We start from the raw sequence: 24,354 nt of genomic DNA, 5'->3' as shown, positions 1-24,354 counted from the left end.
CAGGTGTGCAAGGAGGATATCCCATCCATAATTAACGGGCTAATCCGCTTAGACAGTTCGTCAGTAGCCACGGTGCGCTATCCCGATTCCAGCGGTAGGTTATACCGTAGATGGAGCAGCTTAACATCGTTGCTGCAGATTTCAGTGTTTTCGATTGTGCAGTCATGCCCCTGTATGCGGCGGAGACGGACTTTTTCCAGGCGTTCAGGAACTTCTTCACCTTGAAGCTGCAGCGGGAGATTGACGTAATGCAGGACGCGATGGGAACGGCGGTGCCTGAGCTGGAATCGTTGATTCAAGCCGGAGATACTCCGGAGGAAGAGCGCAAGTCCTGCCGCAGAGACCTCGACAAGCTGCAGCATGCGATGGATTATTACAGCTGGCTGCAGCGTTTTGTGGACGGGTTGGAGGAAGGGGAAGTGTTTGGCGGGCCTGCAGGCAGGACGTAAGTTTAGGGCATCAGGCCGCAGCGTGCAGGAGTGCCGGATAACGGGCCGAACGAGGAGATCAACGGTAAAAATCCCGTTGATTCTGCCACCGCCGGGCCAAACGATGAAATCAACGGTAAAAATCCCGTTGATTCCGCCGCTGGCGGGCCGAACGCGAAAATCAACGGTAAAAGTACCGTTGATTCCGCCGCCGGCGGGTCGAACGCGAAAATCAACGGTAAAAATCCCGTTGTTTCCGCCGCCGGCGGGCCAAACGCGAAAATCAACGGTAAAAGTCCCTTTGATTCCGCCGCTGGCGGGCCGAACAGGTAGGTTTATAAAGTTACCGTGCTGACGAATAATACGGATGAATGCAAAAAGGCAGGCCCGCATGTATCGCGGGCCTGCCTTTTTGCATTAACTGTTACTCAACGACAGCGGTGAAATGCAGCAGCTTGCTCTGGAAATCGCCGTGCAGCTCAGGCAGCAGCAGGCCGGCATGCATCAGCCGGTCGCCGCCGTATACAGCTCCAGTCTCCTGGAGCACATAATCCTTAGCCGGATCAAGACCCTGCAGGCGCAGGCGTGTGTGACCCGGGTTCGGTCCGGCCAGTACCTGGAAGTAGCAGGCAAGCGCCTCGGAGCGGTCCGCGGACACGAACATCCAGGCGGTGTCATTGCCTTCAAACGGCGAGAGCAGCCGGTACATCTCGCCCTGCTGGACGAGAGAGCGGATCTCTTTGTAGAAGGCGATCTGGGCTGCCGCTTCTTCCTGTTCTTTAGCCGTGAACCTGGTCAGGTCCAGCTCATAACCGAAGTTGCCGGACATTGCCACATCGCCGCGCATCGACAGCGGTGTGCTCCGGTGCACCTGGTGGTTAGGCACATCGGAAATATGTGCGCCCATGGCGCTGGCCGGATAGACAATGCTGGTGCCGTATTGGATCTTGAGCCGTTCGACGGCATCGGTGTTATCGCTGGTCCAGGTCTGCGGCATGTAATGCAGGATGCCCGGATCGAACCGGCCGCCGCCGCCGGAGCAGCTTTCGAACAGCACATGCGGGAAGGCGGAGGTGATTTCTTCCATCACCCGGTACAGTCCCAGCATATAGCGGTGGGCGGTTTCCCCCTGGCGCTCCGGCGGCAAGGCTGCGGAACCGATCTCGGTCATATGACGGTTCATGTCCCATTTGACATAGGTTATCGGTGCTGAAGACAGAACACTGCTGACGGCATCGATGATATAGTCGCAGACTTCATCGCGGGACAGGTCCAGGATCAGCTGATTGCGGCTCTCGCTGCGCCGTTTGTCCGGCACATGCAGGCACCAGTCCGGATGGGTGCGGTATAGCTCGCTATCCGGCGAGACCATTTCCGGCTCGAACCAGAGCCCGAACTGCATACCGAGCCGTTTCACCCGTTCGGCCAGATCGGACAGGCCCAGCGGCAGCTTGCGCTTATCGACGAACCAGTCTCCGAGTGAAGTGGTGTCGTCGTCACGATGACCGAACCAGCCGTCGTCGAGTACAAACAGCTCGATGCCGAGGGCCTGTCCGGCGCGGGCGATGTCTTCGATTTTATCAGCGTTGAAGCCGAAATACGTGGCTTCCCAGTTGTTGATCAGTACTGGGCGCGGTTCGTCGCGGAACAGTCCGCGCACAAGCCGTTGACGGTAGAGCCGATGGTACGTCCGGGACATGCCGCCGATTCCCTGGTCGGAATAGACGAGCACCGCTTCCGGTGTCTGGAAGCTGTCACCCGGCTCAAGTAGCCACTGGAAGCCGAACGGATTGATCCCCATGGTGACACGGGTAGATCCGTACTGGTCCACTTCCGCTTCGGCAAGGAAGTTGCCGCTGTAGACCAGGTTGAAGCCGTAGGCTTCACCGCTATTCTCTCCGGCATGCGGGGAGAGCAGGGCGAGGAACGGATTCTGCTGGTGGCTGCTCGCACCCCGCTTGCTGTCAATGCCCTGCCGGCCGGTGTGCAGCGGAGCACGGACAACATGCCGTTCCCGGGCCCACGAGCCGGAGAGGTGCAGCAGCTCATAATTGGCATGCGGGAAATCCAGCGAAGCGGATAGGGCGCGTTCCAGCTTAAGCGGCAGCTTGCCGGTATTGATCAGGCGTGCTGAGCGGATAATCGCGTCATACCCTGTCATTACCGAATAGGACAATTCTGCCCGCAGCCCCGCACCAGCGTCTTCGAGGATCAGCACCAGCGTTTCAGCTTCTTCGTCGCTTTCCGCATAAACCGCCGGCAGGCCTTCAAGCGGAGCTTTTCCTTTAACAATACTATGGGATACATACGTCAGCTCAGTTACGGAGGTGCCGTTTGACAGTCCGGCTACATAGGCCGGTTCCCGGAAATCGCCTGAGCCATACCCCGGGTATTCTTGAGGAAGCGTATCCAAAGAGAACGCCCAGTCTCCGGGAACAACGCTGCTGCTGAATCCTCTGCCTCGGGGTTCGAAGAGATCGGAGACAGCAGAGCTGCGGATTTTTTTGCCCCAGTACAGATGTGTCGGGTAGGCCCCGCGGACAATGCTGAATACATAACTGGTATTTTCGGTTTGCAGATGGAAAATCTGTTGCTCTGGAGCATAGTGAATAGACAAGGAAACAACCTCCTATAGCTGCTTGCGGAATGTGAAGATTCAGCCTCATTATAAGTCTGTTCACTCCGCAAGCGTATGGAGAAAAGCAGAATCAATATGGAGAAATGTCGTTTATTTGGCAGGAATGAAGTTATTCCGTTTGCCGTAACCGTTCAACAATGCTGGCCTTGCTTAGCATTCTGTAGGAGCTTAGTGTTACTGTATAAGCGATAGCAGCAAGAACCGGAATGACCATGATAAACGGCAGCCAGCTCATGCGGAAGACGGTAAAGGCCATGCCCTCCGCGATGCTTTTGGAGATGCTGTAGGTCAGAAAAACACCCAAAGTGGAGGTAATGGCTGTGGTCAGGAGCACATTGTACAGCCCTTCATAGATCAGCATTTTTTTCAGCTGCCGCTTGGTCATCCCGATGCTCTCCAGCAGGGCGAACTCATTCCTCCGTGTAATGACTCCGGTAACCACAGTATTGATATAATTAAGAATCCCGATCAGGGCGATGACGAAGCTGAGGCCGTAGCCGACGATCTGAAAAATACGGATAAATCCGCTCAACTCCTGCCTGTAATCCTCTCTTGATTTGTACACCAGCTCATCGCTGGAAGCGGCAAGAGACTTGGCGGTCTGCGAAGCACTGTCCAGCTTGGTCGGATCAATATGCAGCGTTGCCGACAGCGCCATCGGCGGATCACTACCCTCAGGCAGCTCCCTTGTCAGCTCAGAGGAAGGAAAGAATGCACTATACCCATACGCCGGGAAAGCTTGGGTGGTAGCAGCATACAGAGCATCATAGTTTAATACGGCCATGACCTCATAGCTTTTGCCAAGCTCCTTATACTCAATATGGTCACCCGGATGGTAGTAGGAGATGTTATTGTCATCCGGCATGATAACTTCCGTCACCAACACATAGTCACCGGATGCGAATTTCTGCGGATCAAAATGGCCTTCAACGACATCCTTCTGCACCAGGTCATACCAGCCGTCATCCATGCCGTACAGTTTAAGAAATACGAAATCATTTTTCAGAACGCCGGTTAGAGCCGGGTCAGACTTATAGGTTTCTGTCAGCGGCTCCAGTATAGTCCGTATGGTGTCATCCATATAATAAAGCTCGCTGGTAAAATAGACCTTATCCACGCTCTCGACTCCGTCGATCCCCGCTAACTTCTTGCTGAACGCTTCCGACAGCTTGTGTGGATCACCCGAACGCTCGCCAAATGACTGCATGACCGCTTGATTGCGGATGACCACATCTCCGGATATAAAAGAGCTAAGGTATTTATTCACATCCAGCGAAGAGATGACGGTAAAAATAATGCTGAACAGTATCATGCTTAAGGAGAGCGAGGTCAACATGAGGCTGAGCTTCTTTTTATTCCGGAACAGGTTAGTAAAAGCCATGCTGAAGAGCTTTCCTCCGCGTTTCGAACGTTTCTTCCTCCGGCGCTTTGCGCTGACTCCTGTGAACCTGACCGCTTCCACCGGGGCAATCCGCGCCGCCATCCGTCCAGGCTTACTGGCAGCTATCCATACCGTTATATAGGCGAAAAAAGCGGCGCCGATAAAAATCCACGGGCTGGCCGAATAGGCAGCTTCCATGGGTTCACTTGAGAACGTGTTCAGCAGCGGAGTTAACAGCCGTCCGATTCCGTAACCGGCAGCGAGGCCCAAGGGCAAACCGAGCAGGTACAGCAGCTGTGACTGGATGGTAATGATCCGCCTCAGCTGCTTCGGTGTCGTCCCGATCGCTTTGAGCAGGCCGTAAAATTTAACATCGCGCACGACGGATATGTAAAAGATATTATAAATCAGCAAATACCCGCTGAGCATAATAATGAGGATGACAGCCAAATAGGGAACGAAATCGATGAGGTTTTCAGAGAAGGATGAGGCTGTGTACCCCCAGTTGATCCCGATCGGCACATCCACACCTGTATCCGCGAGCACTTTGTCCAGTTTTTTTTCGATATCAAAGGCATTCTTGAACATTACGCTCAGCTCTGAGGTATTCACATAGGAACCGCTGGCTGTGGACTTTACCGGATCGATTCCGGACACATTCTCTTGCACCCAGACGTCCGAGACAAAGGCCAGTCCTGCAAGCGCGAGATGTTTATCCGCTTCATAATAGCCCGACACGATAAAATCCTGCTGAATCACACGCTCCCCCGTATCAATGTCCAGCTGAACCTGCTGCCCCAGAGCATGGCGGATACCGAGTTTATCCATAACCCATGTGTTCAGCACAACCTCGTTCTCAGTAGAGGGCAGACGGCCTTCTATAAAGGAAATAAAACCATGTTTGGCGGAAGCCTCGTCAATCCGCTTTACCTCTACCGGGCTGTCCCGAAAGACCTCATTCCGCAGCACGCCGGCATGCAGCGAAATGCCGTATTCCCGTATCGAGGGATGCTTCTTTAACGTTTCTATCTGTTCCGGAGTCACATGTTTGAAGCTGCCGTGAAAGTCAGTGCCGACGGTCTTCATCCGGGTCAGTTCCGTCGATTTATTCAGGCTCAGAACCATCGTGAAAATAGAGGTGATAAGTAGTGTCGTCAGAGTGACAGCACAGATCACAGCCAGATTGCGCAGCGGATTCGCCCGCAGGCTTTTGAGAGAGAGGCGGGTAATTATCTTGCGGTTGTTCGTGGTGATCATAACAGGGGGGCTCCGTTTGCATTCGGGCTGCCGGATACAATCCGCCCGTCTTCAATCCGGATAATGCGGTCGGCGGTCTGGGCGATAGCCTCGTTATGGGTAATCATGACAATAGTTTGATTGAATTTCTCGCTCATCTGCTTCAGCAGAATCATGACCTCCTGGCTGGTTTTGCTGTCGAGATTGCCAGTAGGCTCGTCCGCCAGAATGATTGAAGGTTTAGTAGCCAGCGCTCTGGCAATCGCGACACGCTGCTGTTGGCCGCCGGACAGGTTGGCAGGCAGATTGTGGATTTTCTCCTGCAGACCCAGGGCCCGGATCACCTCATCCAGATACTCCTGATCGATTCTGCCGCCGTCGAGCTCTATCGGAAGCAGGATATTCTCAAGCACATTCAGGACCGGTACCAGATTGTAGCTCTGAAAAACGAATCCGACCGACCGGCGTCTGAATATCGTCAGCTTCTCATCGCTCATGGCAAAAATATCGTTCCCGCCTACGATGACTTTGCCTGCAGTAGCCCGGTCCAGACCGCCCAGCATATGCAGCAGGGTGCTTTTTCCGCTGCCGCTGGTGCCGACAATCGCCAGGAATTCCCCTTTCTCAACGGACAGCGATATATCGTCCAGCGCCTTTACCGTGGTCTGCGGATCTTTTCCATAATATTTCTTCAGATGCTCGATGCTTAAAATAGGCATAGCTGATTCCCCTCCATCATCCTTGAATGCTCCTTAAGATATCAGACAAATCTAACCGGTCAGTGTCTGAAATCTGACGGTATTGACACAATTAAAGCTGAGGGAGGAAGATGGAGAGCTTGGTTCCTTGGCCGGGCTCAGATGCCGCCGTAATAAAACCTCCCTGGGTGCTGATAATCTTCCGCGTCAAATACAGTCCGATTCCGATGCCTTCATATTCCCTGGCGCCCTGTCCCCGGTAAAAACGTTTGAAAATATGCTCAAGCTCATCCTTCGCAATCCCTATGCCTGTATCGGAAATATCAATCCGCGTAAACATTTCATTACTCTCGGCTACAACCCGGATGCTGCCGCCCGGATTCGTATATTTCACAGCATTCTCCAGCAGGTTGAACAGCGCTTCACTGGTCCACTTATGATCATGACGGGCGGCCGTACGGGGATCGCATTCAATTTGGATGCCGATTTCTTTATTTTCCGCGCGTGTATAGATGTGTGATACGGCAGTGGTAAGCGTCGCAAGGACGGGTTTAACCTCACTCTGCAGGGTGATCATGCCCGTTTCCAGCCGGGATAGTTTGATCAGCGAGGTGATCAGCCATTCCAGCTTGTCCGATTGGGCCTCGATCTGATCCAGCAGAAGCCGGGTATCGCCGCCCAGGTCTCGTGTTTCGGCAAGCAGCTGGCTGTAGAGCAGGATATTGGAGAGGGGTGTTTTGGTCTGATGGGAGATATCCGAGATCAGCTCCTTGATAGTCTTCTTTTCTGCCTCCAGATGCTGCTCATTCGCTTTGCTGATTTCTATGTAGCGTAATAATTTATGCTCAAGGGAAGAGAGGCTGGTTTCGTCAAAATGGGTCAGCTGCTCCCGTCCGTGAATCGCCCGGTCCACCATTTCATCCAAAGCATTCATGAAGCCGGCAACCTGCCGCCGCAGTATCCAGCTCCACAAAGCGCCTACGATTAGTATAGAAAACACGAAGAGGACGGTAAGGTTAAGGAATTCATGATTTACTCCGTTCAGATAGGTGGCCGTTCCAGTGTAACCCAATACCAGCAGCAGAAAGATTACGGGGAAAATAAGGCTAACACGTTTAGAGGGCCGGAACTTCTTGCCGCTCTTCATGGGTTTGGCCTTTCCGCCCACATATACCCCAGGCCGTAGACTGTTTTTATGTATTTTGGCGCCGCAGGCTCATCCTCAATCTTGGCCCGCAACCGTTTGACGGCTACCGTCAGTGCATTCTCATCCACAAACTCCGCGTCCTGCGACCAGATTTTATCAATTAACTGTTCTCTATTTAAAATGATGCCGGGGTTGGAGACCAGAAGGTTCAGCAGCTTGATCTCAGTTTTGCTTAGGGTCAATTGCTCCTTGTGCTTATAGAATTCCAGTTTTCCGAAGTCTAGACTCAAGGGGCCGATCGTTATTTTGTCCTCCGGCTGCGGGGCGGCTCTTTTGAGAACAGCCATCACCCGGGCCCGGAGAATCATCAGGCTGAACGGTTTGGTGATATAATCGTCTCCCCCCAGGGCAAACCCGGTGACAATATCCGGCTCCATGTCGTTGGCAGTCAGGAAAATTATTGGTACCTCTGAGGTTCTCCGGATCGTCTCGCAGAAATCCAAACCGCTTCCGTCAGGGAGATTAATATCCAGCAGAATCAGATCTACCGGGGTCGAGGCGAATATTTGCTCAGCCATAGCCAGCGTATAGGCCTGTTCAATATGCAGTCCGTTCTGGGCAAGCGATAGGGAGATTCCTTTGTTCAGGCTCCGGTCATCCTCGACAATCAATAGTGTCTTCAATGGAACTGCTCCTTTGTTCTGCCGCATCTAACCAGCAGCTATATTAAGGAATACCTGCAACAATTATACACAGTTTGGAGGTTTAAAGTCGCTGATAGGCGGCAAAGGGGCTAGTTTCATCCCTCAGCAGCCTGCAGTCCTAAGCCTGCCCCGTCTAAGGTCCAGTTCATAAAACCGTCCACGGTCTGTTTTGAAAGTCTGCGGATTACCCTAGAATAAGGCTATAAGGTTAAGGTCAACGAAAGGCGGTGAGAAAAAATGCAAAATAGAAAAGGTAACGGACTTGCGATTGTCCTGATTGTGATTGGAGCGATTATGCTGATGGGAGTGCTGCCCCACCTGATTCACGGAATCTTCGGAATCCTGTTTCCGGTCCTGCTGGTGGCTCTCGGGTACTACGGAATTAAAAGCGGACGCAAGATTATCGGCTGGGTAGTGCTGTTCATCGGTGTCATGGCTTTGATCTCGAAGCTGTCCTGGATTATTGGACCGCTGCTCGGGGTTGCACTGGTTGTCTGGGGCATCTCGGTACTGAAAGGCAGAAGAGGCAGAACATACTAAGCTTTAGAAGATTACTTAATTAAGAAGCAGGGAGGGAGCAGGAAATCATGAGTGTTTTTCGCCGCATGAGGGATATTACGGTAGCTAATCTAAATGAACGTCTGGAACAAAGCCAGGACCCCGTGAAGCTGATCGATCAATTCTTACATTCAACCCGTGAGGAGATCGCTGAAGCCGAAAGGTTGTACCAGCAATACGCTTCCCACACGAAGCAATTGCAGCAGCAGGTGAATCAGGCTACGGCCATGAGAAATAAACGTGAAGAGCAAGCGCTGCTGGCACTGAAGGCCGGAGAGGATAATCTGGCGAAGATGGCTTTGCAGGAGAAGATTATTCACGAGGAAAAGCTGGAGCAGTACAGCGGGCTGCTGGAACAGAGCCAAGGATCGCTGTATGAGCTGGAAAGTCAGCTGAATGAACTGAAGGTTGAATATCAGACGGTGTATAACAAACGCCAGTATTATGCGGCACGGATGGAGTCACTAAGGCTTCAGCAGCGCATGAACCAGAGAGCAACTGCCTACGGCAATGGCAGTGACGTACCCAAAATGTTCGGCCGGCTTGAAGACCGGATGAACGATTGGGAGCTGGAAGCGAAGAGTCTCCGCGACCTACGCCGCATGGGACAGGAATACGCGGTGCAGGCCGGTGAAACGGTGGCAACGGTGCTGGAAAGAGAAATGGCCCGACTGAAGGAGAAGCTTAACAATGGCGGAAAGGAGTAGTTCTATGACCCGATTGTATCGTTCAACCCGTGACAAGGTGATGACAGGGCTGGCTGGAGGATTGTCCGAGACTCTCGGTATTGACTCTACCCTGTTCCGGATTCTGCTGCTGGTCAGCATTCCGTTTACCGGAGGCACGACAATTCTGGTATATCTCATCGCAGCAATGGTTATTCCGAAGGAGCCTACACAGTACAATCCGTTCGGACCTGGACCGGGAGCACCCGGCGGCCCATACGGCGGACCGTTCACTGGCGGCCCCGGATATGGACGCGGACCACAAGGCCCGCAAGGACAGGGAGGATATGGCGGACACGGCGGACAGCCCGGCTATAACCCCGGATATGATAAAGCCAATGCTTACTCGGCTCAAGACTCCGGTCTGGATGCCATGATGAAGGATATTGAGAAGAAGGCACTGCAAAAAGAAGTAGAAGAATTGAAACAAAAACTTGCTAAATACGAGAAGGGAGAAGTGTAAATCATGGGAGTATTTCAACGGATTAAGGATATGACAAAGGCGTCGGTAAACGACTTGCTGGATAAAGTAGAGGACCCAATCGTAATGCTGAACCAATATCTGCGCGATATGGAGGCTGAAATTCACGAAGCTGAGGTGACAGTTGCCAAGCAAATGGCTAACGAGCGCCGCATGAAACAGCGTGTTGAGGAAGCAGCCAAAATGTCCGGACAGCGTGCAGCCCAGGCTGAACTTGCGCTGAAGAACGGACAGGAGGAAGTTACCCGCAAGCTGCTGGAAGAAAAGATCTACTTCGACCAGAAGCAAGTGGAATACGGCGATCTTCACGCTCAGGCAGAAGTGCAGGCCAAAGAACTGGTACAGCAGCTGCATGAAATGAAGGATGAGTTCTATAAGCTGCGCAACAAACGCAATGAGCTGGTATCCCGCGCCCAAATGGCCAAGGCCAAAAAGCAAATGTCACAGATCAGCAGCGTTCATTCTATTGAGAGCGGCAGCGCATCCCTCGGCTTCCACCGCATGGAAGAAAAAATCATGCAGCTTGAAGCAGAAGCAGATGTTATGCGCGCCCCTTACAGCCCGTCGGCTGGTGTGTACACCAAACCGGTTGACGCCGAAAAACAGCTGAAGGTAGAAGAACAGCTTGCAGCCCTGAAGAGCAAATTGAACCCGACAGCTGGAACACCATCTTTAGACAAAAAAGAAGACTAATGCCTGTTCCTAAAAACTAGGCAGATATGATATGCTGAACAAGGTAAAGCCATACGGTATGGATCTCCATACCGGTATGGCTTTTATAGCGGGATGCGGTAAACAGATTTTTTACTATAGTAACAATTAAATTAGGCTAAAGAAGCTGATTCTCCGCGGAACAGGTGGAGATTCCCTTTTTATATAGGATAGTTTTGCTCCGCAAAACTTAAGATGATGCTTACGAAGTTAGTTTTGCTCCGCAAAACTTTTAGGAGGTGCGAAATGGATAAACGGAACCGTTTGATTGCCATTGGACTTATTGGTGTGGGCTGCTTGATGATTTTTGGCAAATGGATCGGATTTTTCTCCGTTGTCGCGCTTCTGTTCCTGCTGCTGGGGGTTTACCGGACGACGTCGGGCAAGGTCAAGCAGGGCTATAAGCTGCTCGGAATCGGCGCAGTGCTGCTGCTGCTGGATCATTTGCTGCTGGTGCTGGGCATCTGCCTAATCTCGCTCGGGATGTTTTTTGTCAAATCCAAACGGCTGCAGCGCGGAAAAGGGTTCATGCAGAAACAGAGCTTCTCTTCCCGGTTTGATTGGGACCTGTCACCTTGGGTAATGCGCAGTCTGAGCGCGTGGCATGTGCTTGGGGAGGCTGATGTGGATCTTTCGCTGGCGATGGCCGAGGATAAGGAGACAGTCATGCTGTTTCAGGGTGTTTTCGGCGACATGGACCTTCATCTGTCCGAGGATTATGGTGTGGAGATTGAAGCGTTTGTGTTGTTCGGATCGATTGAATTCGGCAGCCACCGCGACACGGGGATGATGAACAGGCTGAACTGGAAATCGGCCAACTATGATACCAGTGAGCATAAGGTAAAGTTCAATATCTCCTATTTGATGGGCGACTTGGATGTGAGGATATCCTGACAGCCTGGCATTTAATTTGAGAGGGAGGACTCCTTAGCGTGGATAAAAAAAGCAGCAATATGATGACGCGCAGCATGGGTGAGGGAGCTTTATTCTCCTTTGTCATGCTGCTGGTTATCCTGTACATTATGTATACATATGGTTATTTGCAGCCTTTTGAGAATTGGGAAATCGGGATCAGGACAGCTGTGACGCTGACTCTGCTGCCGGTGGCCTTCGGGCTTGGGTTCGGCTTCTATCAGAGCTTCCGGATCAAGCGCCGGCTGGAGCTGCTGCGGGGGACACTGGTGGCGTGGGAAAAAGGCAATCTTACCCCGGCGATGCCGGAGCTCGGCAGCGATGAGCTGGGCAGACTCGGGGAGCAGCTCGGCCGGATCAGCGGCAAGTGGGAGAATCAGGTCAATACGCTGCAGCGCCTGTCAACCAATAACGCCAAGCTGGCCGAGCAGGCGCGGGTAACGGCAATTATGGAGGAGCGGCAGCGGCTTGCGCGGGAGCTGCATGATGCAGTGTCTCAGCAGCTGTTCGCCATTTCCATGACGGCGACGGCTGTAGGGAGAACGCTGGAGAAGGATTTTGATAAGGCACAGCGGCAAATTGCGCTGATTGAAGAGATGTCTGCAGTAGCCCAGTCGGAGATGAGGGCGCTGCTGCTGCATCTGCGGCCTGTGTATCTGGAGGGTAAAGGGCTGGAACAAGGGCTGCAGGAGCTGATCAAAGAGCTGAGGATCAAGGTTCCGATGGAGATTATTTTCGAGATGGATCCGGATGTGCATTTAATGAAAGGCATTGAGAACCATCTGTTCCGCATCGTGCAGGAAGCGATCTCGAACACTTTGCGCCACGCCAAAGCAGAAAAAATGGAAATCCGGCTACACCGCCGGGGCGATACTGTCCGGCTGACGCTGCGCGATGACGGCATCGGGTTTGAGATGGACGAGAGTAAACAGACCTCCTACGGGTTATCGAATATGCAGGAGCGGATAGCGGAAACCGGAGGCTCGATCCAATTCATTACGGCGCCAGGCAAAGGCATGCGCATTGAAATTACCGTACCGTTAGTCAATGAATAGGGGGTAAGGGAAGCCATGGAAACGGAAGATATTAAAGTTTTGCTGGTAGATGATCATGAGATGGTGCGGATCGGACTTGCCGCAGTGCTTGGTACCGAAGACGGAATTGAAGTGGTCGGCGAAGCCGGAAGCGGTGAAGAAGGCATACGTCTGGCACAGGAGTATAATCCGGATGTTGTGCTGATGGACCTTGTCATGGAAGGCATGGACGGTATAGAGACGACCAAACGGCTACTTAAACTTTATCCGGAATGTAAAGTCATTGTGCTGACCAGTTATCTGGATGATGAGAAGATGTACCCTGTTATTGAAGCTGGTGCGTTTAGCTATCTGCTTAAAACATCGCGGGCCAGTGAAGTGGCGGATGCCATCCGCGCTGCGGCCCGGGGCCAGTCGGTGCTGGAATCCCAAGTGGCTTCCAAAATGATGAACCGCTTCCGCGACAATGCCAAAGGCGAGGTTCCGGCCTACAAGGAGCTTACCGAACGTGAGATGGAAGTGCTGAAGCTGCTGGCCCAGGGCAAATCCAATCAGGACATTGCCGATCAGCTGATTATCGGAATCAAGACCGTGAAATTCCACGTTACGAACATCCTCGCCAAGCTGGGTGTGGAAGACCGGACCCAGGCAGCTATTTATGCATATAAGAACGGGCTGGCAGAATAATTATTAGTCTATATAAGAATTCTTAGCAGAACGGGGATATAAGCCTGTTCTGTTTTTTGTTGTATAGAGCTGATTGCGTATGCACGTATATTCCCTCTCATAGTTGGTAATCCTGTCTAGTAGATTGCTAGATTGGATGAGAGGGAGATGCCGTATGGGACTGGGGAACCGGGGACAAGGGAAAGGTAAAATGATACTGCTGATTCTTTGCATGTGTATGCTGGTGCTCTTGCTGGCCGGGTTCCGCAGCGGGGCTGACCATGGAAGTGCAGCTGCGTCAGCGGCCTCTCCCGCTTCATCCGGCCCTGCTGCGTTGCCCCAGTCACTGGAGCTCCTGGCAGCTGTAGGACAAGAAGTTACGGCAGCAGGTTCTCCGTTGCGGCTTGTCCTGAAATGGCAGGGAGCATACAGCGGGAATGCTGTAGACGCCGTAAGGCAAGTAGACCTGCTGGCTGCACAGCTCGGACTCGGCAAGGCAGAGTCTAGCGAAGAAGATGGACATGCCACTTACAGAGCTTCCGGCTCTCCGGATTTGTATAGTAAGATCTCCATGTTTTGGAGTGAGCTGGGTCCGGACAGCAGTTATGTGATTGTAACTGTCGAGACGCGGGATCTGCTCAAGGCGACCAACATCCAGGCTGTTGCACAAGAAGCGGGGACACTAATGCAGGCGGCTGGCATTGCGCCGGAGTGGAATGCTTCACTTCAAGGTGTAGCGTCAGTGCAGGACTCCCCCCGTGAAGCACTTGCCGGAATTGAAGGAACGATTGCCGGCCGTTTGTCCGGGATGACAGCGGTGGAAGATTATAAGGATGATACGACCTGCAGCCGGTCTTATAGTGTTCCAGGGCTGAGCCGGTTTGTGAATAGCGGAGATCATAGGATAGCTCTGCAGACAGCCGTACATAAGAACGGCAATGACAACAGCAACCGTGTGACGATCGGATTGCCGCTGATTACCATTGAGTATTGATTCGGCGAAAGTTTAATGATCATCACACACAATTTCAGCCAGAAGCTTTGCACACCAGCTCCGCGTTTGCGGAGCTTTTTGCGTAGCGGTATAATAGAAGATGGCTGGCAGCAGCCTGCCCTTATCCCGGAGTATAAGCTGAAATATGTAAAGGGATAAGAAAGAGTAATGGAAATTTGCGAAATCCCGAGAAAAACTGTCAGGAATGTGATAGCATCCTTTCTACGGATATGATAAAATGACATCACGCCGCTATGCGTTTTTTATGATTTAACCGGCGCTGAGAATGATTGTCAACTATATTACATACAGAGAGATGAGGAGCCATGGCTGAAAATCAAACCCTTGATGAACTGCATACACCCGGTGCTGTATTTTTTATTTTTGGGGCAACCGGAGATCTAGCCCGGCGTAAGCTTTTCCCGGCGATTTACAGTTTGTACCGTGAAGGCAAGCTGACACATGATTTTGCGGTAATTGGCGTGGCTCGGCGTCCCCGTACCCAGGAGGAATTCCGGGACGATGTGAAGGAGTCCATTCGTGAATTTTGCCGCTACCAGGCGGGAGATGCTGCAGAATGGAATGAGTTCGTACAGCATTTTGAATACAAATCGCTGGACATTAACAATATCGACGGCTTCCGTGAGCTGAATGCACAGACGGAAGTGCTCGAAGAGAAATTCCATATCCCGGGCAACCGGATGTTCTATCTGGCTCTTGCTCCCGAGCTGTTCGGCAGCGTTTCGTATAACCTGAAGGCTGGCGGCATGCTGCAGGGCTCAGGCTGGAACCGTCTGGTCATCGAGAAACCGTTCGGCTACAACCTGGAATCGGCAGAGCAGCTCAATGAGCAGATCCGCCAGGTGTTCAAGGAAGAGGAGATCTACCGGATCGACCACTATCTGGGCAAGGAAATGGTACAGAACATCGAAGTGATCCGTTTTGCCAATGCTTTCTTTGAACCACTGTGGAACAACAAGCATATCGCCAACATTCAGATCACCCTCGGTGAAACCGTCGGGGTCGAAGAGCGCGGCGGGTATTACGATCATGCCGGAGCGCTCCGCGATATGGGGCAGAACCATATTTTGCAGCTGCTGACGATGATTGCGATGGAACCGCCAAGCCGTCTGCTGGCTGAAGATATCCGGGATGAGAAGGTGAAGGTGCTGCGTTCGCTGCGTCCTTACGCTTCCTCCGAAGAGGTCCGTGAGAATGTAGTGCGCGGGCAGTATACCCAAGGCCTCTACAAAGGCAAGAGCCTTCCGGCTTACCGCCAGGAGGATAAGGTGGATCCTGAATCCAACACCGAAACGTACTTTGCGGCGCGTATTTTTGTAGACAATTTCCGCTGGGCGGGAGTTCCGTTCTATATTCGTACCGGCAAACGCCTCCCTGTGAAGACAACGGAAGTGGTTGTAGAGTTCAAAGGCATGCCGACTAATGTGTACTTGGGCCAAAAGCATAATCTTGAGCCGAACCTGCTCGTTATCCGCGTGAATCCGATGGAAGGCATCTACGTGAAGATCAACGCTAAGAAGCCGGGCTCGGAGTCGGAAATTCAGCCGCTGGCAATGGATTTCTGCCAGAGCTGTATGGTCGGCATCAACTCACCGGAAGCTTACGAGCGTCTGCTGCATGATGCAGCACGCGGCGATTCCACCTATTTCACCCGCTGGGATGAAGTATCGTCGGCCTGGTCGTTCGTTGACCGGATCGCCAAAGCCTGGAAGGAAGAGAGCAGTGATCTGGCCTCCTACCCTGCAGGTTCGTGGGGACCGGTTGAAGCGGATCAGCTGCTGGCCCAGGAGGGTTTCCACTGGTGGCCGGTGAACGGACAGGAAGAAGACAATGTGGTATGGCGCGTGAACGGCTAATTTCATAACTTTGCGATAAGCTTAACAGAGCAGCGGTTCTCCAGTTCGTGGGGGATCGCTGTTTTTGTTTGCAAAACAGGATATTTTCTATATAATTCCATTAAATGGTTAAACGTCGATTCTAAATCTGTGTTGGAGCGGAGGAGTTTGCTGATGGAAAGATTGCATGCTCATAAGCAATACAGTATTTTTCTGGGAATCATGCTTTCCGTTTATAACCTCGCTGACAAGCTGTACGGAGCCGTATATATCGTCCTAATGAGTAGAAGGGGGATCGATCCGCTGCAGATTAGTGTTGTGTTCGCTGTCTCTTCGCTGTCTTTGGCGGTTTTTGATTATCCGAGCGGTAATTTATCTGACTTGTATGGACGCAAGAAGCTGGCTGCTATTGGTTTTTTTACATGGGGGGCCGGGTTATGTCTATTCGCCTTCGCCGACAACCTGCTATTATTTATCGTTTCCGCTGTCATCATGTCTTTGGGCGTAGCATTAATCTCGGGCTCACCGCAGGCATGGTATATCGATAAACTGGATGATCTGGGAATGATGGAGTATAAGAATGTTGTGCTGCCACGTTTGAACGGGTTTGTGTCCGCCTTTGCCATCGTGGGTGCTTTATTGGCGACACTAAGCAGCAATATTCACCTTTATCTCCCTGTAGCTATTGCGGGCGTAGCGGCGATTGGCCTCAGCATCTATGTCTGGTTCCGGTTCAGCGATAATTATGGCACCCGGACGGAGGATAATATTTTTAAAGAGGTATATGTCACTTCGGTGGATTTTACCCGAAATAAGCTGATGCGGTTCGTCCTGTTAAAAAGCATCTTCAGCCATGCGGCCTTGCTTGTTTTCCTGCTGAGCTGGCAGGTGTATGGTGTGAATGAGCTGAAGCTGCCGGTCAGCTTTTTAGGCGTATTGCTGATCGTGTTCATGGCTGTAATGAGCCTTTCGGCATTTTTTAGTTCTTTTTTGGCTAAACGGAAAGTCTCAGCGATCAAAATCATAACCGTAGGTACGTTCATCTCGGCTGCAGGGTTACTGCTTGCAGGCTTATTCCCGAACCCGGTCATCTTTGTGGGCGGTTTGATTTTGTTTGAATTTGGGCTTGGCATGGAATCTTCGTCATTTGGTGCCTGGATTCAGGATTTAATCCCCCGGAGCAAACGGGCAACGTTCTCATCCGGCTTGTCCTCACTGAAATCTCTGGCCGGGTTCATTATTGCTTTATTGCTGGGCTTAATCAGCGAGCATACGGGCTACTCCTTGATTTGGTTTCTGGCGGCGGCAAGCCTGCTAATCTCGGTTGCAGTCCTGCTCTATTTAAATACGATGTTTCTTCGGTCCGGAACGGCTCCAGCTGAAGCTGAGAGGGCAACTATATAAATTAAGGGAGTCAAACGACGAATTTTATCAACTTATTTCACTTCCGGCGCTTTTTTGTAGATAATGTTTGCTGGATTTTGATATACTTTAAAGGATGCTTTCACTAGAAGCGGAACTGGAGACTATTATGGGATTATAATGAATCCACGGATAGAAGGGATTTGTACTCATGAGCAGAGCGCCGATTTGAGATTAGCCCCGTGCTATGGAATAGGCAGCATGAATTTATATATGAAGGGATATGTGCAATGAATAAGGCACCAGATCAGAAACTGCTACAGGAAGTGGACAAACGCAGAACGTTTGCGATCATTTCCCACCCGGATGCGGGTAAAACCACACTAACAGAGAAGCTGCTGCTGTTCGGCGGCGCGATCCGGCTCGCGGGTACCGTCAAGGCCCGCAAAGCAAGCAAGCACGCGACCAGTGACTGGATGGAAATCGAGAAGCAGCGCGGAATCTCGGTTACTTCCTCTGTAATGCAATTTGACTATTTGGACCACCGGGTGAACATTCTGGATACGCCGGGTCACCAGGATTTCAGTGAGGACACCTATCGTACCTTAACGGCTGCGGACAGTGCAGTCATGCTGATTGACGTAGCGAAGGGTGTAGAAGCACAGACGATCAAGCTGTTCCAGGTCTGCGCGAAGCGCGGGATTCCGATCTTCACCTTCATCAACAAGCTGGACCGTGAGGGCCAGAGCCCGTTTGATCTGATGGAGGAGCTGGAGAATGTACTGGGCATCCGCTCCGTACCGATGAACTGGCCGATTGGCAGCGGGCGCGAGCTGTGCGGCGTGTACGACCGCATGAAGAATCAGGTGGAACTGTTCCAGGGTGACGATCACTCTGTAATCAAGGTTCAGAAGGTGGAAAGCTACCGCGACCCGATTATCCGTGAGATGGCCGGAGAATATCTGCATGACCAGCTGTGCCAGGACCTGGAGCTGCTGGATGTGGCAGGCGATGCTTTTGACTACGAGAAGGTACTGCGCGGGGAACTAACTCCGGTCTTCTTCGGCAGTGCAATCAATAATTTCGGAGTGCAGACGTTCCTTGATAACTTCCTGGAGCTGGCGCCGAAGCCGGAACCGCGCCGCAGCACGGCCGGTCCGATTGAACCGACCAATGAGAAATTCACCGGCTACGTGTTCAAAATCCAGGCCAACATGAACCCGGCGCACCGCGACCGTATCGCATTCCTGCGGATTGTGTCTGGCAAGTTCGAGCGCGGCATGAGCGTGAAGCATGTCCGGGCAGGTAAGGACATTAAGCTGTCCCAGCCGCAGCAATTCCTGGCGCAGGACCGCGATATTGTCGAGGAAGCTTATCCGGGTGACATTATCGGGTTGTTTGACCCGGGGATTTTCCGGATCGGCGACACGCTTAGTCAAGCCGGCGATATGGAATTTGATGAGCTGCCGACGTTCTCACCGGAGATTTTCTCCAAAGTGAGTATCAAAAATGCACTGAAATCGAAGCAGTTCCAGAAGGGGATTGACCAGCTGACGGAAGAAGGCATGATTCAGGTGTTCCGTACGGTCAACTTCGACGATATTCTGCTGGGTGTAGTGGGCCAGCTCCAGTTCGAAGTCTTCGAGTACCGGATGAAGGGCGAATATGGCGTGGACGTTCAGCTTCAGCGGATGAGCTACCAGTTCGCGCGCTGGATCGTGGACGAGAACAAACCGGACCCTGCCAAGTTCCGCATCAACTCTACGCTAGTGACGGACAAGAAAGGGAACTATGTCGTGCTGTTCGAGAATGAATACGCGATGCGTACCGCTATGGAGAAGAATCCGACCGCAAAATTCCTGGAAACAGCTCCTTGAGTAAATGGCAGTAAGCTGCGGGAGATGTAATCCCGGGCTACCATCTTAACGAAAAACCTCCGCCCCCCTGGAGTGCAGCCGCATTCCGGGTAGCGGAGGTTTTGTACATATGCGCCTGCTCAGGACATAATCGATCCGGGAGTCATTTTTTCCAGATGTCTATGCAGCATAGAAATGACACGGTCCTGCTTGGCCTTTTCAAGGTCTTTCCAGACCATTTCGAACATCACACCGAGTCCTGGAAGCGCAGCTTCAGGTCCGTCTACGGAGCCTTCAATCATAGCCCGCAGATCCTCTTCGGACTGGCCGTGCACTTTATGGAGAACAGCCTGGCGCAAATCGATGGTAACCGGCATTATTAACCTCCTTAATGTTTTACTCTGTAAGTATGCTGAAACGCCCTGTACTAATGTACCCTGCTGCGGCGGTGAAAATTCAAGTTTAGATGACCATATGCTATACTGTTTGAAACGAAAAATGCTTCTGGGAGGTACACGGACATGGCCAAAAAACAATATGCCGTCATCGGAATGGGACGTTTCGGCTCAAGTGTAGCCAAGGCGCTCAGCGGGATGGGATTTGATGTACTGGCGATCGATGCCGATGAGCAGCGTACCCAGGAAATCTCCGGTATTGTAACCCATGCCGTATCCGCAGACTCCACCGATGAGGAAGCGCTGCGTGCGCTGGGTATCCGCAACTTCGATGTTGTGGTTGTGGCAATCGGAGAGGATATTCAAGCCAGTATCCTTACGACGCTGATCCTGAAGGATCTTGGGGTGCCGGCAATTCTGGTCAAGGCCAAAAGCGAGCTGCACGGCAAGGTGTTAAGTAAGATTGGCGCGGACAAAGTTATCTATCCCGAACGGGATATGGGCATGCGGGTGGCGCATCATCTGGCTTCGCCGAACATCCTGGATTATATCGAGCTGTCGCCGGATTATAGCATTCTGGATATGAAAGTACCGAAGCCGATGCTGGGCAAAAATCTCCAGGAGCTGAATATCCGCGCCAAATATGGCTGTAACGTCATGGCGATCCGCCGGGGCGAGGAGATGAACATTTCTCCGCGGGCTGAAGACCGGCTGAGCGAAGGCGATGTGCTCGTCATCGTTGGGCGCAAGGAGCATTTGACGAAGCTGGAAATGGCTTATCAGTAGGGTGAATGTAGAATAGAAAGGTAGGACCTCATGGAAATTATATCTGCGCAAAATACGCGGGTGAAGGAATGGGCCGCGTTGCAGGAGAAGAAGCACCGAGACAAGACCGGCAAATATATCGTAGAAGGTATCCACCTCGTGCAGGAGGCGCTGCTGGCTGAAGCCGAGGTAGAAATCCTGGCCTATGATCTCGACAAGGGCATGCCGTCCGAGCTGAAGGCTCACCTTCAGGCCGTGCAGGGCATGGAGGTCATTGGTGTCTCAGCGGCAGTCATCTCCAAGTGCAGCAGCACGAATACCCCGCAGCCGGTGTTTGCGGTTGTCCGCAAAGAGCAGCAGGGCGTGGAGGGTATCCTCGTGAAGCCGGACAGCCTGGTTGTTGTGCTGGATGGCGTTCAGGACCCGGGCAACGTAGGAACGATCATCCGCAGCGCGGATGCGGCAGGTGCAGACGGAGTCATTCTCGGCCAGGGCTGCGCCGATCTTTATAACCCTAAGACCATCCGCTCCACAATGGGCTCGATGTTCCACCTCCCGGTAGTGGAGGGGGATTTGAGTGTGGTTCTTCCGCAGGCGCGGGAACGCGGCGCACTTCTCGTCAGCACCTCGCTGACCGGGGAGGACTCCTGCTATACCCACGATTTCCGCGGCAGCCAGTGGTTGCTGATCGGCAGCGAGGGTAAGGGGATCTCACCGGAAACGGCAGCGCTCGTCGACAAAAGCATCATCATCCCGATGGCCGGCCGGGCCGAATCACTGAACGCGGCGATGGCAGCGACAATTCTGCTGTTCGAGGGGATGCGGCAGCGGGGGGGCGGAGGGGAATAAACCCGTCGCAGGTGTGAGTTGTAAGTCATCTTGTCATCGTTTGGAACGTAGTTTGGCACAGATTTGTAACGATTTTTGGCACAAGTATTTCAGTCCTGATGGTCAAGAAACCCTTGATTTATCAGGGCTTTTTTGATATTTCACTGATGACTAACGATGGTGCTCTAAATGGCTGGAAATGATCTTACGATTAAAAGTTCGTTGAAGATTTGTTGGCACAAATCGTAGTGTGGAGGCAGTTAAAACGAATACTATCGGGTCAAATATTAAACAATTGAGAAAAATTTATAGTCTTAATCAAACCGGTTTTGCTAATAAAATCGGTGTTTCTCAAGGTTGTCTTAATGGATTTGGAATCCGGAAAAAGCAAGCCGGGGATAGAGACTGTTATTTCAATTTGTACTGTTTTTGGTTGTTCTTATGGTCTAAAATTATTCGGTGAATATAGACAAAGTAGATTGTCACTGTCCTTGCTTCATTAAGCTAACGGGCAGGATTGCTTAATGAGATATAGGAGGTTAAGGAGGAATAATACATGACAATCATTACCTTTGGTGTAAAAGAAGAAGGCAAGGAATACATATGGAGACCTGCAGCGTATGGCTTGATGTTGAACAAAGAGAAAGATAAAATCGCTGTTATCCAAACAGCTGATGGCAAGTATTTCCTTCCGGGTGGCGGAATAGATAACAATGAAACTCATGAAGAGTGTTTAGTAAGGGAAGCTCAAGAAGAGATAGGGATGCAGGTTCAAGTAGGTCGTTATATTGGGTGTGCTCGAAGATATTTTTACTCCACAAATGAATTAAAATATTATCTTAGTGAAGGTCATTTTTATCAATGTGATATAGGTGAGCAAACAGGTAATCCAACAGAAGAAGACCATTATTTGCGATGGATTGAACCTGCAAAAGCAATTAAGAGCTTATTCCATGAACATCAAAGTTGGGCAGTTGTGAAAGCATTACACGATTGAACTAACGGGAAACGATAGCCCAATGAAATTACGAAAGCAGCTGATCACGTCGATCGGTTGCTTTGTTCATCTAACGGACAGGTTAGTTGAATGATTTTGCGAATAAATTAAGTCATGACGAATTTACGAAGTTCACAAAAAATACGTTAGCCGAAAGAAGTTCTTAGTTTAGGAGGAGTCTATATGATATTAGAAAAAGTTATAAATAGAATTGTAATACAAAGTGAATATAAGGATTTTGTTGATAAGTATATAGATAATATACTTACCGAATTTAAAGGTAAGATTCATAGCATTTATATGTGTGGCTCGATTCCAAAAGGAACTGCTAAACCTTTTAAGTCAGATGCAGACTTTACAATTGTATGTGTAAATCCCAAAGATATTGATCACGAAAGATTATCAAATATTAAAGACAGGCTTTTGGAAGAATATCCAGTAGTAACTAAGATTGATACGATAATTTGCTCGATTGACGATGTATTAAGTAAACCAAATGAGTGGGGTTTTTGGGTAAAGATAATTTGTGTTTGCATATATGGTCATGATGTTGGTGAAAAAGTACCACCGATAATTATTTCTCCAGAGTTCATTTTAGACTTAAATACTGAGACCAAGGAGGAAGTAGATCGTATACATAGTTTACTTTCTAATGCTAGTGATAACACAATGAAATCTAGATATATTAAAGGTTACTCTAAGAGATTAATTCGTGCACTATACTCTTTGGTTTTAGAAGATACAGGTGTATGGCAAGATGACATTATTAAGATGAAGAATGCCATATTAAACTATTGTGAGATTGACTCCGCTTTAGTTGATTATCTGTATGCTTGTTACTTGGATAGTAATGTACTTGTTGAAGAGTTTCTGGGAATTGCAGATGAAGTATATAGCTATTTTGAGAACGCCTTAAATGCAGTGGCTGCTTCCAGAACTTCCTTAGGCTAACACCATATTGACGCTCCGGGTCACTCTGAGAAGCGAGTGACCACATCCAGCCCCCTAAGCCCGTCAGGACGTCACTGCATTAGGTGTTCGGCAAGCCTCAAAACTATAAGCAGCGACCTTAATTAAAACATAAGACTATTGTGCTAACGGAAAACGCTAGTTAAATACAGCAGGCAGATTAAAACCTCTCTCTAGAAGCAAACTAGATTTAACAGTTTCTAAAGGGAGGTTTTCTTATGAACTTAAATGAGTTGTGGAATTTGTATGAGGCTGACAAACGCATTCAAGGGTTCAGTCCAAAAACATTAAAAGCATACGCTTTACAGCACAAGATGTTAGTACTGGCGCTAGGCAATCTTGATGTCACAGGGGTAACGTTAAGTACACTGAAGGAGTACTTGGCAAAGCAAGCAGTTCGTTTGAAGCCAAACAGCCTTGATCATCGAATTCGTTTTGTTCGTTCTCTTTTCCTCTATGCTTATGAAGAGACGTATCTGACTTCAAATCCTTCTTTGAAATTGAGAGAACCCAAGTTAGATAAGCGCATTCCTAAGTTTTTGATTGAGGAAGACATCATATACTTGAAAAGCTCATGTCAGTCCGTCAGAGAAAGAGCACTGCTTGAGTTTCTCTATAGTACCGGCTGCCGGGTTGGGGAGTTAGAAAAGATCAACATCGAAGATCTAAACTGGGAGAACTGCTCAGCAATCGTAAATGGCAAGGGATCGAAGCAAAGAGAAGTTTACTTTACGACAGAGTGCAACCGATACGCATCCAACAAAACGAATGGCCATACCTACGATTAGGTGGGCAATAAAACGGCTTGCAGATCGGGGAGAACTTGAAGTGAATGTATACCCGCATCGCTTTCAACATACATATGCATGCCAACTCCTTGATAATGGTGCTCCCTTAGACTTCATTCAAGGAATGCTCGGTCATGAGAAGGCATCGACCACTCAAATATACGCGCAACTCCAAGGCGAACGTCGGAGAGAGCTTTATCGACGATACTTTTAGTTTGTAATGGC

25 protein-coding genes are annotated in these 24,354 nt (G+C 50.7%); 19 read left to right on the top strand and 6 right to left on the bottom strand.

Features of this window, described 5'->3' with window-relative positions; translation table 11 throughout:
• Positions 1-110 precede the first annotated feature (110 nt).
• Both L6H70_RS26625 and L6H70_RS26620 read left to right on the top strand, forming a co-directional pair.
• Positions 111-449, top strand: coding sequence for a hypothetical protein (locus L6H70_RS26625; RefSeq protein ID WP_236337255.1), 339 nt, complete (start codon positions 111-113; stop codon positions 447-449).
• 30 nt (positions 450-479) lie between these two features.
• Positions 480-761: a hypothetical protein gene (locus tag L6H70_RS26620; RefSeq protein ID WP_236337254.1), complete on the top strand. Its 282-nt coding sequence runs from the start codon at positions 480-482 to the stop codon at positions 759-761.
• A gap of 91 nt (positions 762-852) precedes the next feature.
• Here the strand turns inward: L6H70_RS26620 and L6H70_RS26615 are convergent, their stop codons facing one another.
• From L6H70_RS26615 to L6H70_RS26595, 5 genes are all read right to left on the bottom strand, one after another.
• Complete coding sequence (locus L6H70_RS26615) at positions 853-3,045, bottom strand: alpha-galactosidase (RefSeq protein WP_236337253.1); 2,193 nt, start codon at positions 3,043-3,045, stop codon at positions 853-855.
• Between the two features lie 130 nt (positions 3,046-3,175).
• Positions 3,176-5,704 carry an ABC transporter permease gene (locus L6H70_RS26610; protein WP_236337252.1) on the bottom strand — a complete coding sequence of 843 codons (2,529 nt, stop codon included), beginning with the start codon at positions 5,702-5,704 and terminating at the stop codon, positions 3,176-3,178.
• Complete coding sequence (locus L6H70_RS26605) at positions 5,701-6,402, bottom strand: ABC transporter ATP-binding protein (protein ID WP_236337251.1); 702 nt, start codon at positions 6,400-6,402, stop codon at positions 5,701-5,703. Before L6H70_RS26605 ends, L6H70_RS26610 begins: the two co-directional genes overlap by 4 nt.
• A gap of 91 nt (positions 6,403-6,493) precedes the next feature.
• Complete coding sequence (locus L6H70_RS26600; RefSeq protein WP_236337250.1) at positions 6,494-7,528, bottom strand: sensor histidine kinase; 1,035 nt, start codon at positions 7,526-7,528, stop codon at positions 6,494-6,496.
• Positions 7,525-8,211, bottom strand: a complete 687-nt coding sequence (locus tag L6H70_RS26595) for a response regulator transcription factor (RefSeq protein WP_236337249.1) — start codon at positions 8,209-8,211, stop codon at positions 7,525-7,527. Before L6H70_RS26595 ends, L6H70_RS26600 begins: the two co-directional genes overlap by 4 nt.
• A gap of 258 nt (positions 8,212-8,469) precedes the next feature.
• Between L6H70_RS26595 and L6H70_RS26590 the strand changes: the two genes are divergently transcribed.
• From L6H70_RS26590 to L6H70_RS26540, 11 genes are all read left to right on the top strand, one after another.
• Complete coding sequence (locus L6H70_RS26590; RefSeq protein ID WP_236337248.1) at positions 8,470-8,772, top strand: LiaF transmembrane domain-containing protein; 303 nt, start codon at positions 8,470-8,472, stop codon at positions 8,770-8,772.
• A 47-nt stretch (positions 8,773-8,819) separates the two neighbouring features.
• A complete protein-coding gene (locus L6H70_RS26585; RefSeq protein ID WP_206101983.1) occupies positions 8,820-9,497 on the top strand; it encodes a PspA/IM30 family protein in 678 nt (225 codons plus the stop codon).
• Between the two features lie 4 nt (positions 9,498-9,501).
• A complete protein-coding gene (locus L6H70_RS26580; protein ID WP_236337247.1) occupies positions 9,502-9,978 on the top strand; it encodes a PspC domain-containing protein in 477 nt (158 codons plus the stop codon).
• Positions 9,979-9,981: 3 nt separating this feature from the next.
• The gene (locus tag L6H70_RS26575; RefSeq protein ID WP_054943891.1) at positions 9,982-10,689 is read left to right on the top strand and encodes a PspA/IM30 family protein; all 708 of its coding nucleotides are present in this window, start codon (positions 9,982-9,984) and stop codon (positions 10,687-10,689) included.
• A 264-nt stretch (positions 10,690-10,953) separates the two neighbouring features.
• Positions 10,954-11,601, top strand: coding sequence for a cell wall-active antibiotics response protein LiaF (gene liaF / locus L6H70_RS26570; protein ID WP_236337246.1), 648 nt, complete (start codon positions 10,954-10,956; stop codon positions 11,599-11,601).
• A gap of 59 nt (positions 11,602-11,660) precedes the next feature.
• Positions 11,661-12,674, top strand: a complete 1,014-nt coding sequence (locus L6H70_RS26565) for a sensor histidine kinase (protein WP_236337293.1) — start codon at positions 11,661-11,663, stop codon at positions 12,672-12,674.
• 15 nt (positions 12,675-12,689) lie between these two features.
• The gene (locus L6H70_RS26560) at positions 12,690-13,340 is read left to right on the top strand and encodes a response regulator (RefSeq protein ID WP_236337245.1); all 651 of its coding nucleotides are present in this window, start codon (positions 12,690-12,692) and stop codon (positions 13,338-13,340) included.
• 154 nt (positions 13,341-13,494) lie between these two features.
• Positions 13,495-14,313 (top strand): YwmB family TATA-box binding protein, encoded by an 819-nt coding sequence (locus L6H70_RS26555; RefSeq protein ID WP_236337244.1) that lies wholly within the window; start codon positions 13,495-13,497, stop codon positions 14,311-14,313.
• 326 nt (positions 14,314-14,639) lie between these two features.
• The gene (gene zwf, locus L6H70_RS26550; protein WP_236337243.1) at positions 14,640-16,190 is read left to right on the top strand and encodes a glucose-6-phosphate dehydrogenase; all 1,551 of its coding nucleotides are present in this window, start codon (positions 14,640-14,642) and stop codon (positions 16,188-16,190) included.
• 153 nt (positions 16,191-16,343) lie between these two features.
• On the top strand, positions 16,344-17,573 hold the full coding sequence (locus L6H70_RS26545; RefSeq protein WP_236337242.1) for an MFS transporter: 1,230 nt from the start codon (positions 16,344-16,346) through the stop codon (positions 17,571-17,573).
• Positions 17,574-17,821: 248 nt separating this feature from the next.
• The gene (locus L6H70_RS26540; protein WP_236337241.1) at positions 17,822-19,408 is read left to right on the top strand and encodes a peptide chain release factor 3; all 1,587 of its coding nucleotides are present in this window, start codon (positions 17,822-17,824) and stop codon (positions 19,406-19,408) included.
• A gap of 119 nt (positions 19,409-19,527) precedes the next feature.
• On the opposite strand, the gene L6H70_RS26535 is transcribed toward L6H70_RS26540, so the two are convergent.
• Positions 19,528-19,764, bottom strand: coding sequence for a small acid-soluble spore protein SspI (locus L6H70_RS26535; protein ID WP_236337240.1), 237 nt, complete (start codon positions 19,762-19,764; stop codon positions 19,528-19,530).
• Positions 19,765-19,869: 105 nt separating this feature from the next.
• Between L6H70_RS26535 and L6H70_RS26530 the strand changes: the two genes are divergently transcribed.
• The 6 genes from L6H70_RS26530 (at position 19,870) to L6H70_RS28660 (ending at position 24,343) form a co-directional block, all read left to right on the top strand.
• Positions 19,870-20,568 carry a potassium channel family protein gene (locus tag L6H70_RS26530; protein ID WP_279306801.1) on the top strand — a complete coding sequence of 233 codons (699 nt, stop codon included), beginning with the start codon at positions 19,870-19,872 and terminating at the stop codon, positions 20,566-20,568.
• 30 nt (positions 20,569-20,598) lie between these two features.
• Positions 20,599-21,396, top strand: a complete 798-nt coding sequence (locus tag L6H70_RS26525; RefSeq protein ID WP_236337239.1) for a TrmH family RNA methyltransferase — start codon at positions 20,599-20,601, stop codon at positions 21,394-21,396.
• A gap of 535 nt (positions 21,397-21,931) precedes the next feature.
• The gene (locus tag L6H70_RS26520) at positions 21,932-22,372 is read left to right on the top strand and encodes an NUDIX hydrolase (protein ID WP_236337238.1); all 441 of its coding nucleotides are present in this window, start codon (positions 21,932-21,934) and stop codon (positions 22,370-22,372) included.
• A gap of 183 nt (positions 22,373-22,555) precedes the next feature.
• A complete protein-coding gene (locus tag L6H70_RS26515; RefSeq protein WP_236337236.1) occupies positions 22,556-23,323 on the top strand; it encodes a nucleotidyltransferase domain-containing protein in 768 nt (255 codons plus the stop codon).
• A 236-nt stretch (positions 23,324-23,559) separates the two neighbouring features.
• Positions 23,560-24,129, top strand: a complete 570-nt coding sequence (locus L6H70_RS28665) for a tyrosine-type recombinase/integrase (protein ID WP_253074188.1) — start codon at positions 23,560-23,562, stop codon at positions 24,127-24,129.
• Positions 24,038-24,343 (top strand): tyrosine-type recombinase/integrase, encoded by a 306-nt coding sequence (locus L6H70_RS28660; RefSeq protein WP_341482769.1) that lies wholly within the window; start codon positions 24,038-24,040, stop codon positions 24,341-24,343. Before L6H70_RS28665 ends, L6H70_RS28660 begins: the two co-directional genes overlap by 92 nt.
• Positions 24,344-24,354: the final 11 nt, after the last annotated feature.

Source organism: Paenibacillus auburnensis (assembly GCF_927798115.1).
Taxonomy (GTDB): domain Bacteria; phylum Bacillota; class Bacilli; order Paenibacillales; family Paenibacillaceae; genus Paenibacillus_AQ; species Paenibacillus_AQ auburnensis.
Note: the sequence above shows the minus strand (reverse complement) of the source record. Positions and strands in the feature narration are given on the sequence as shown.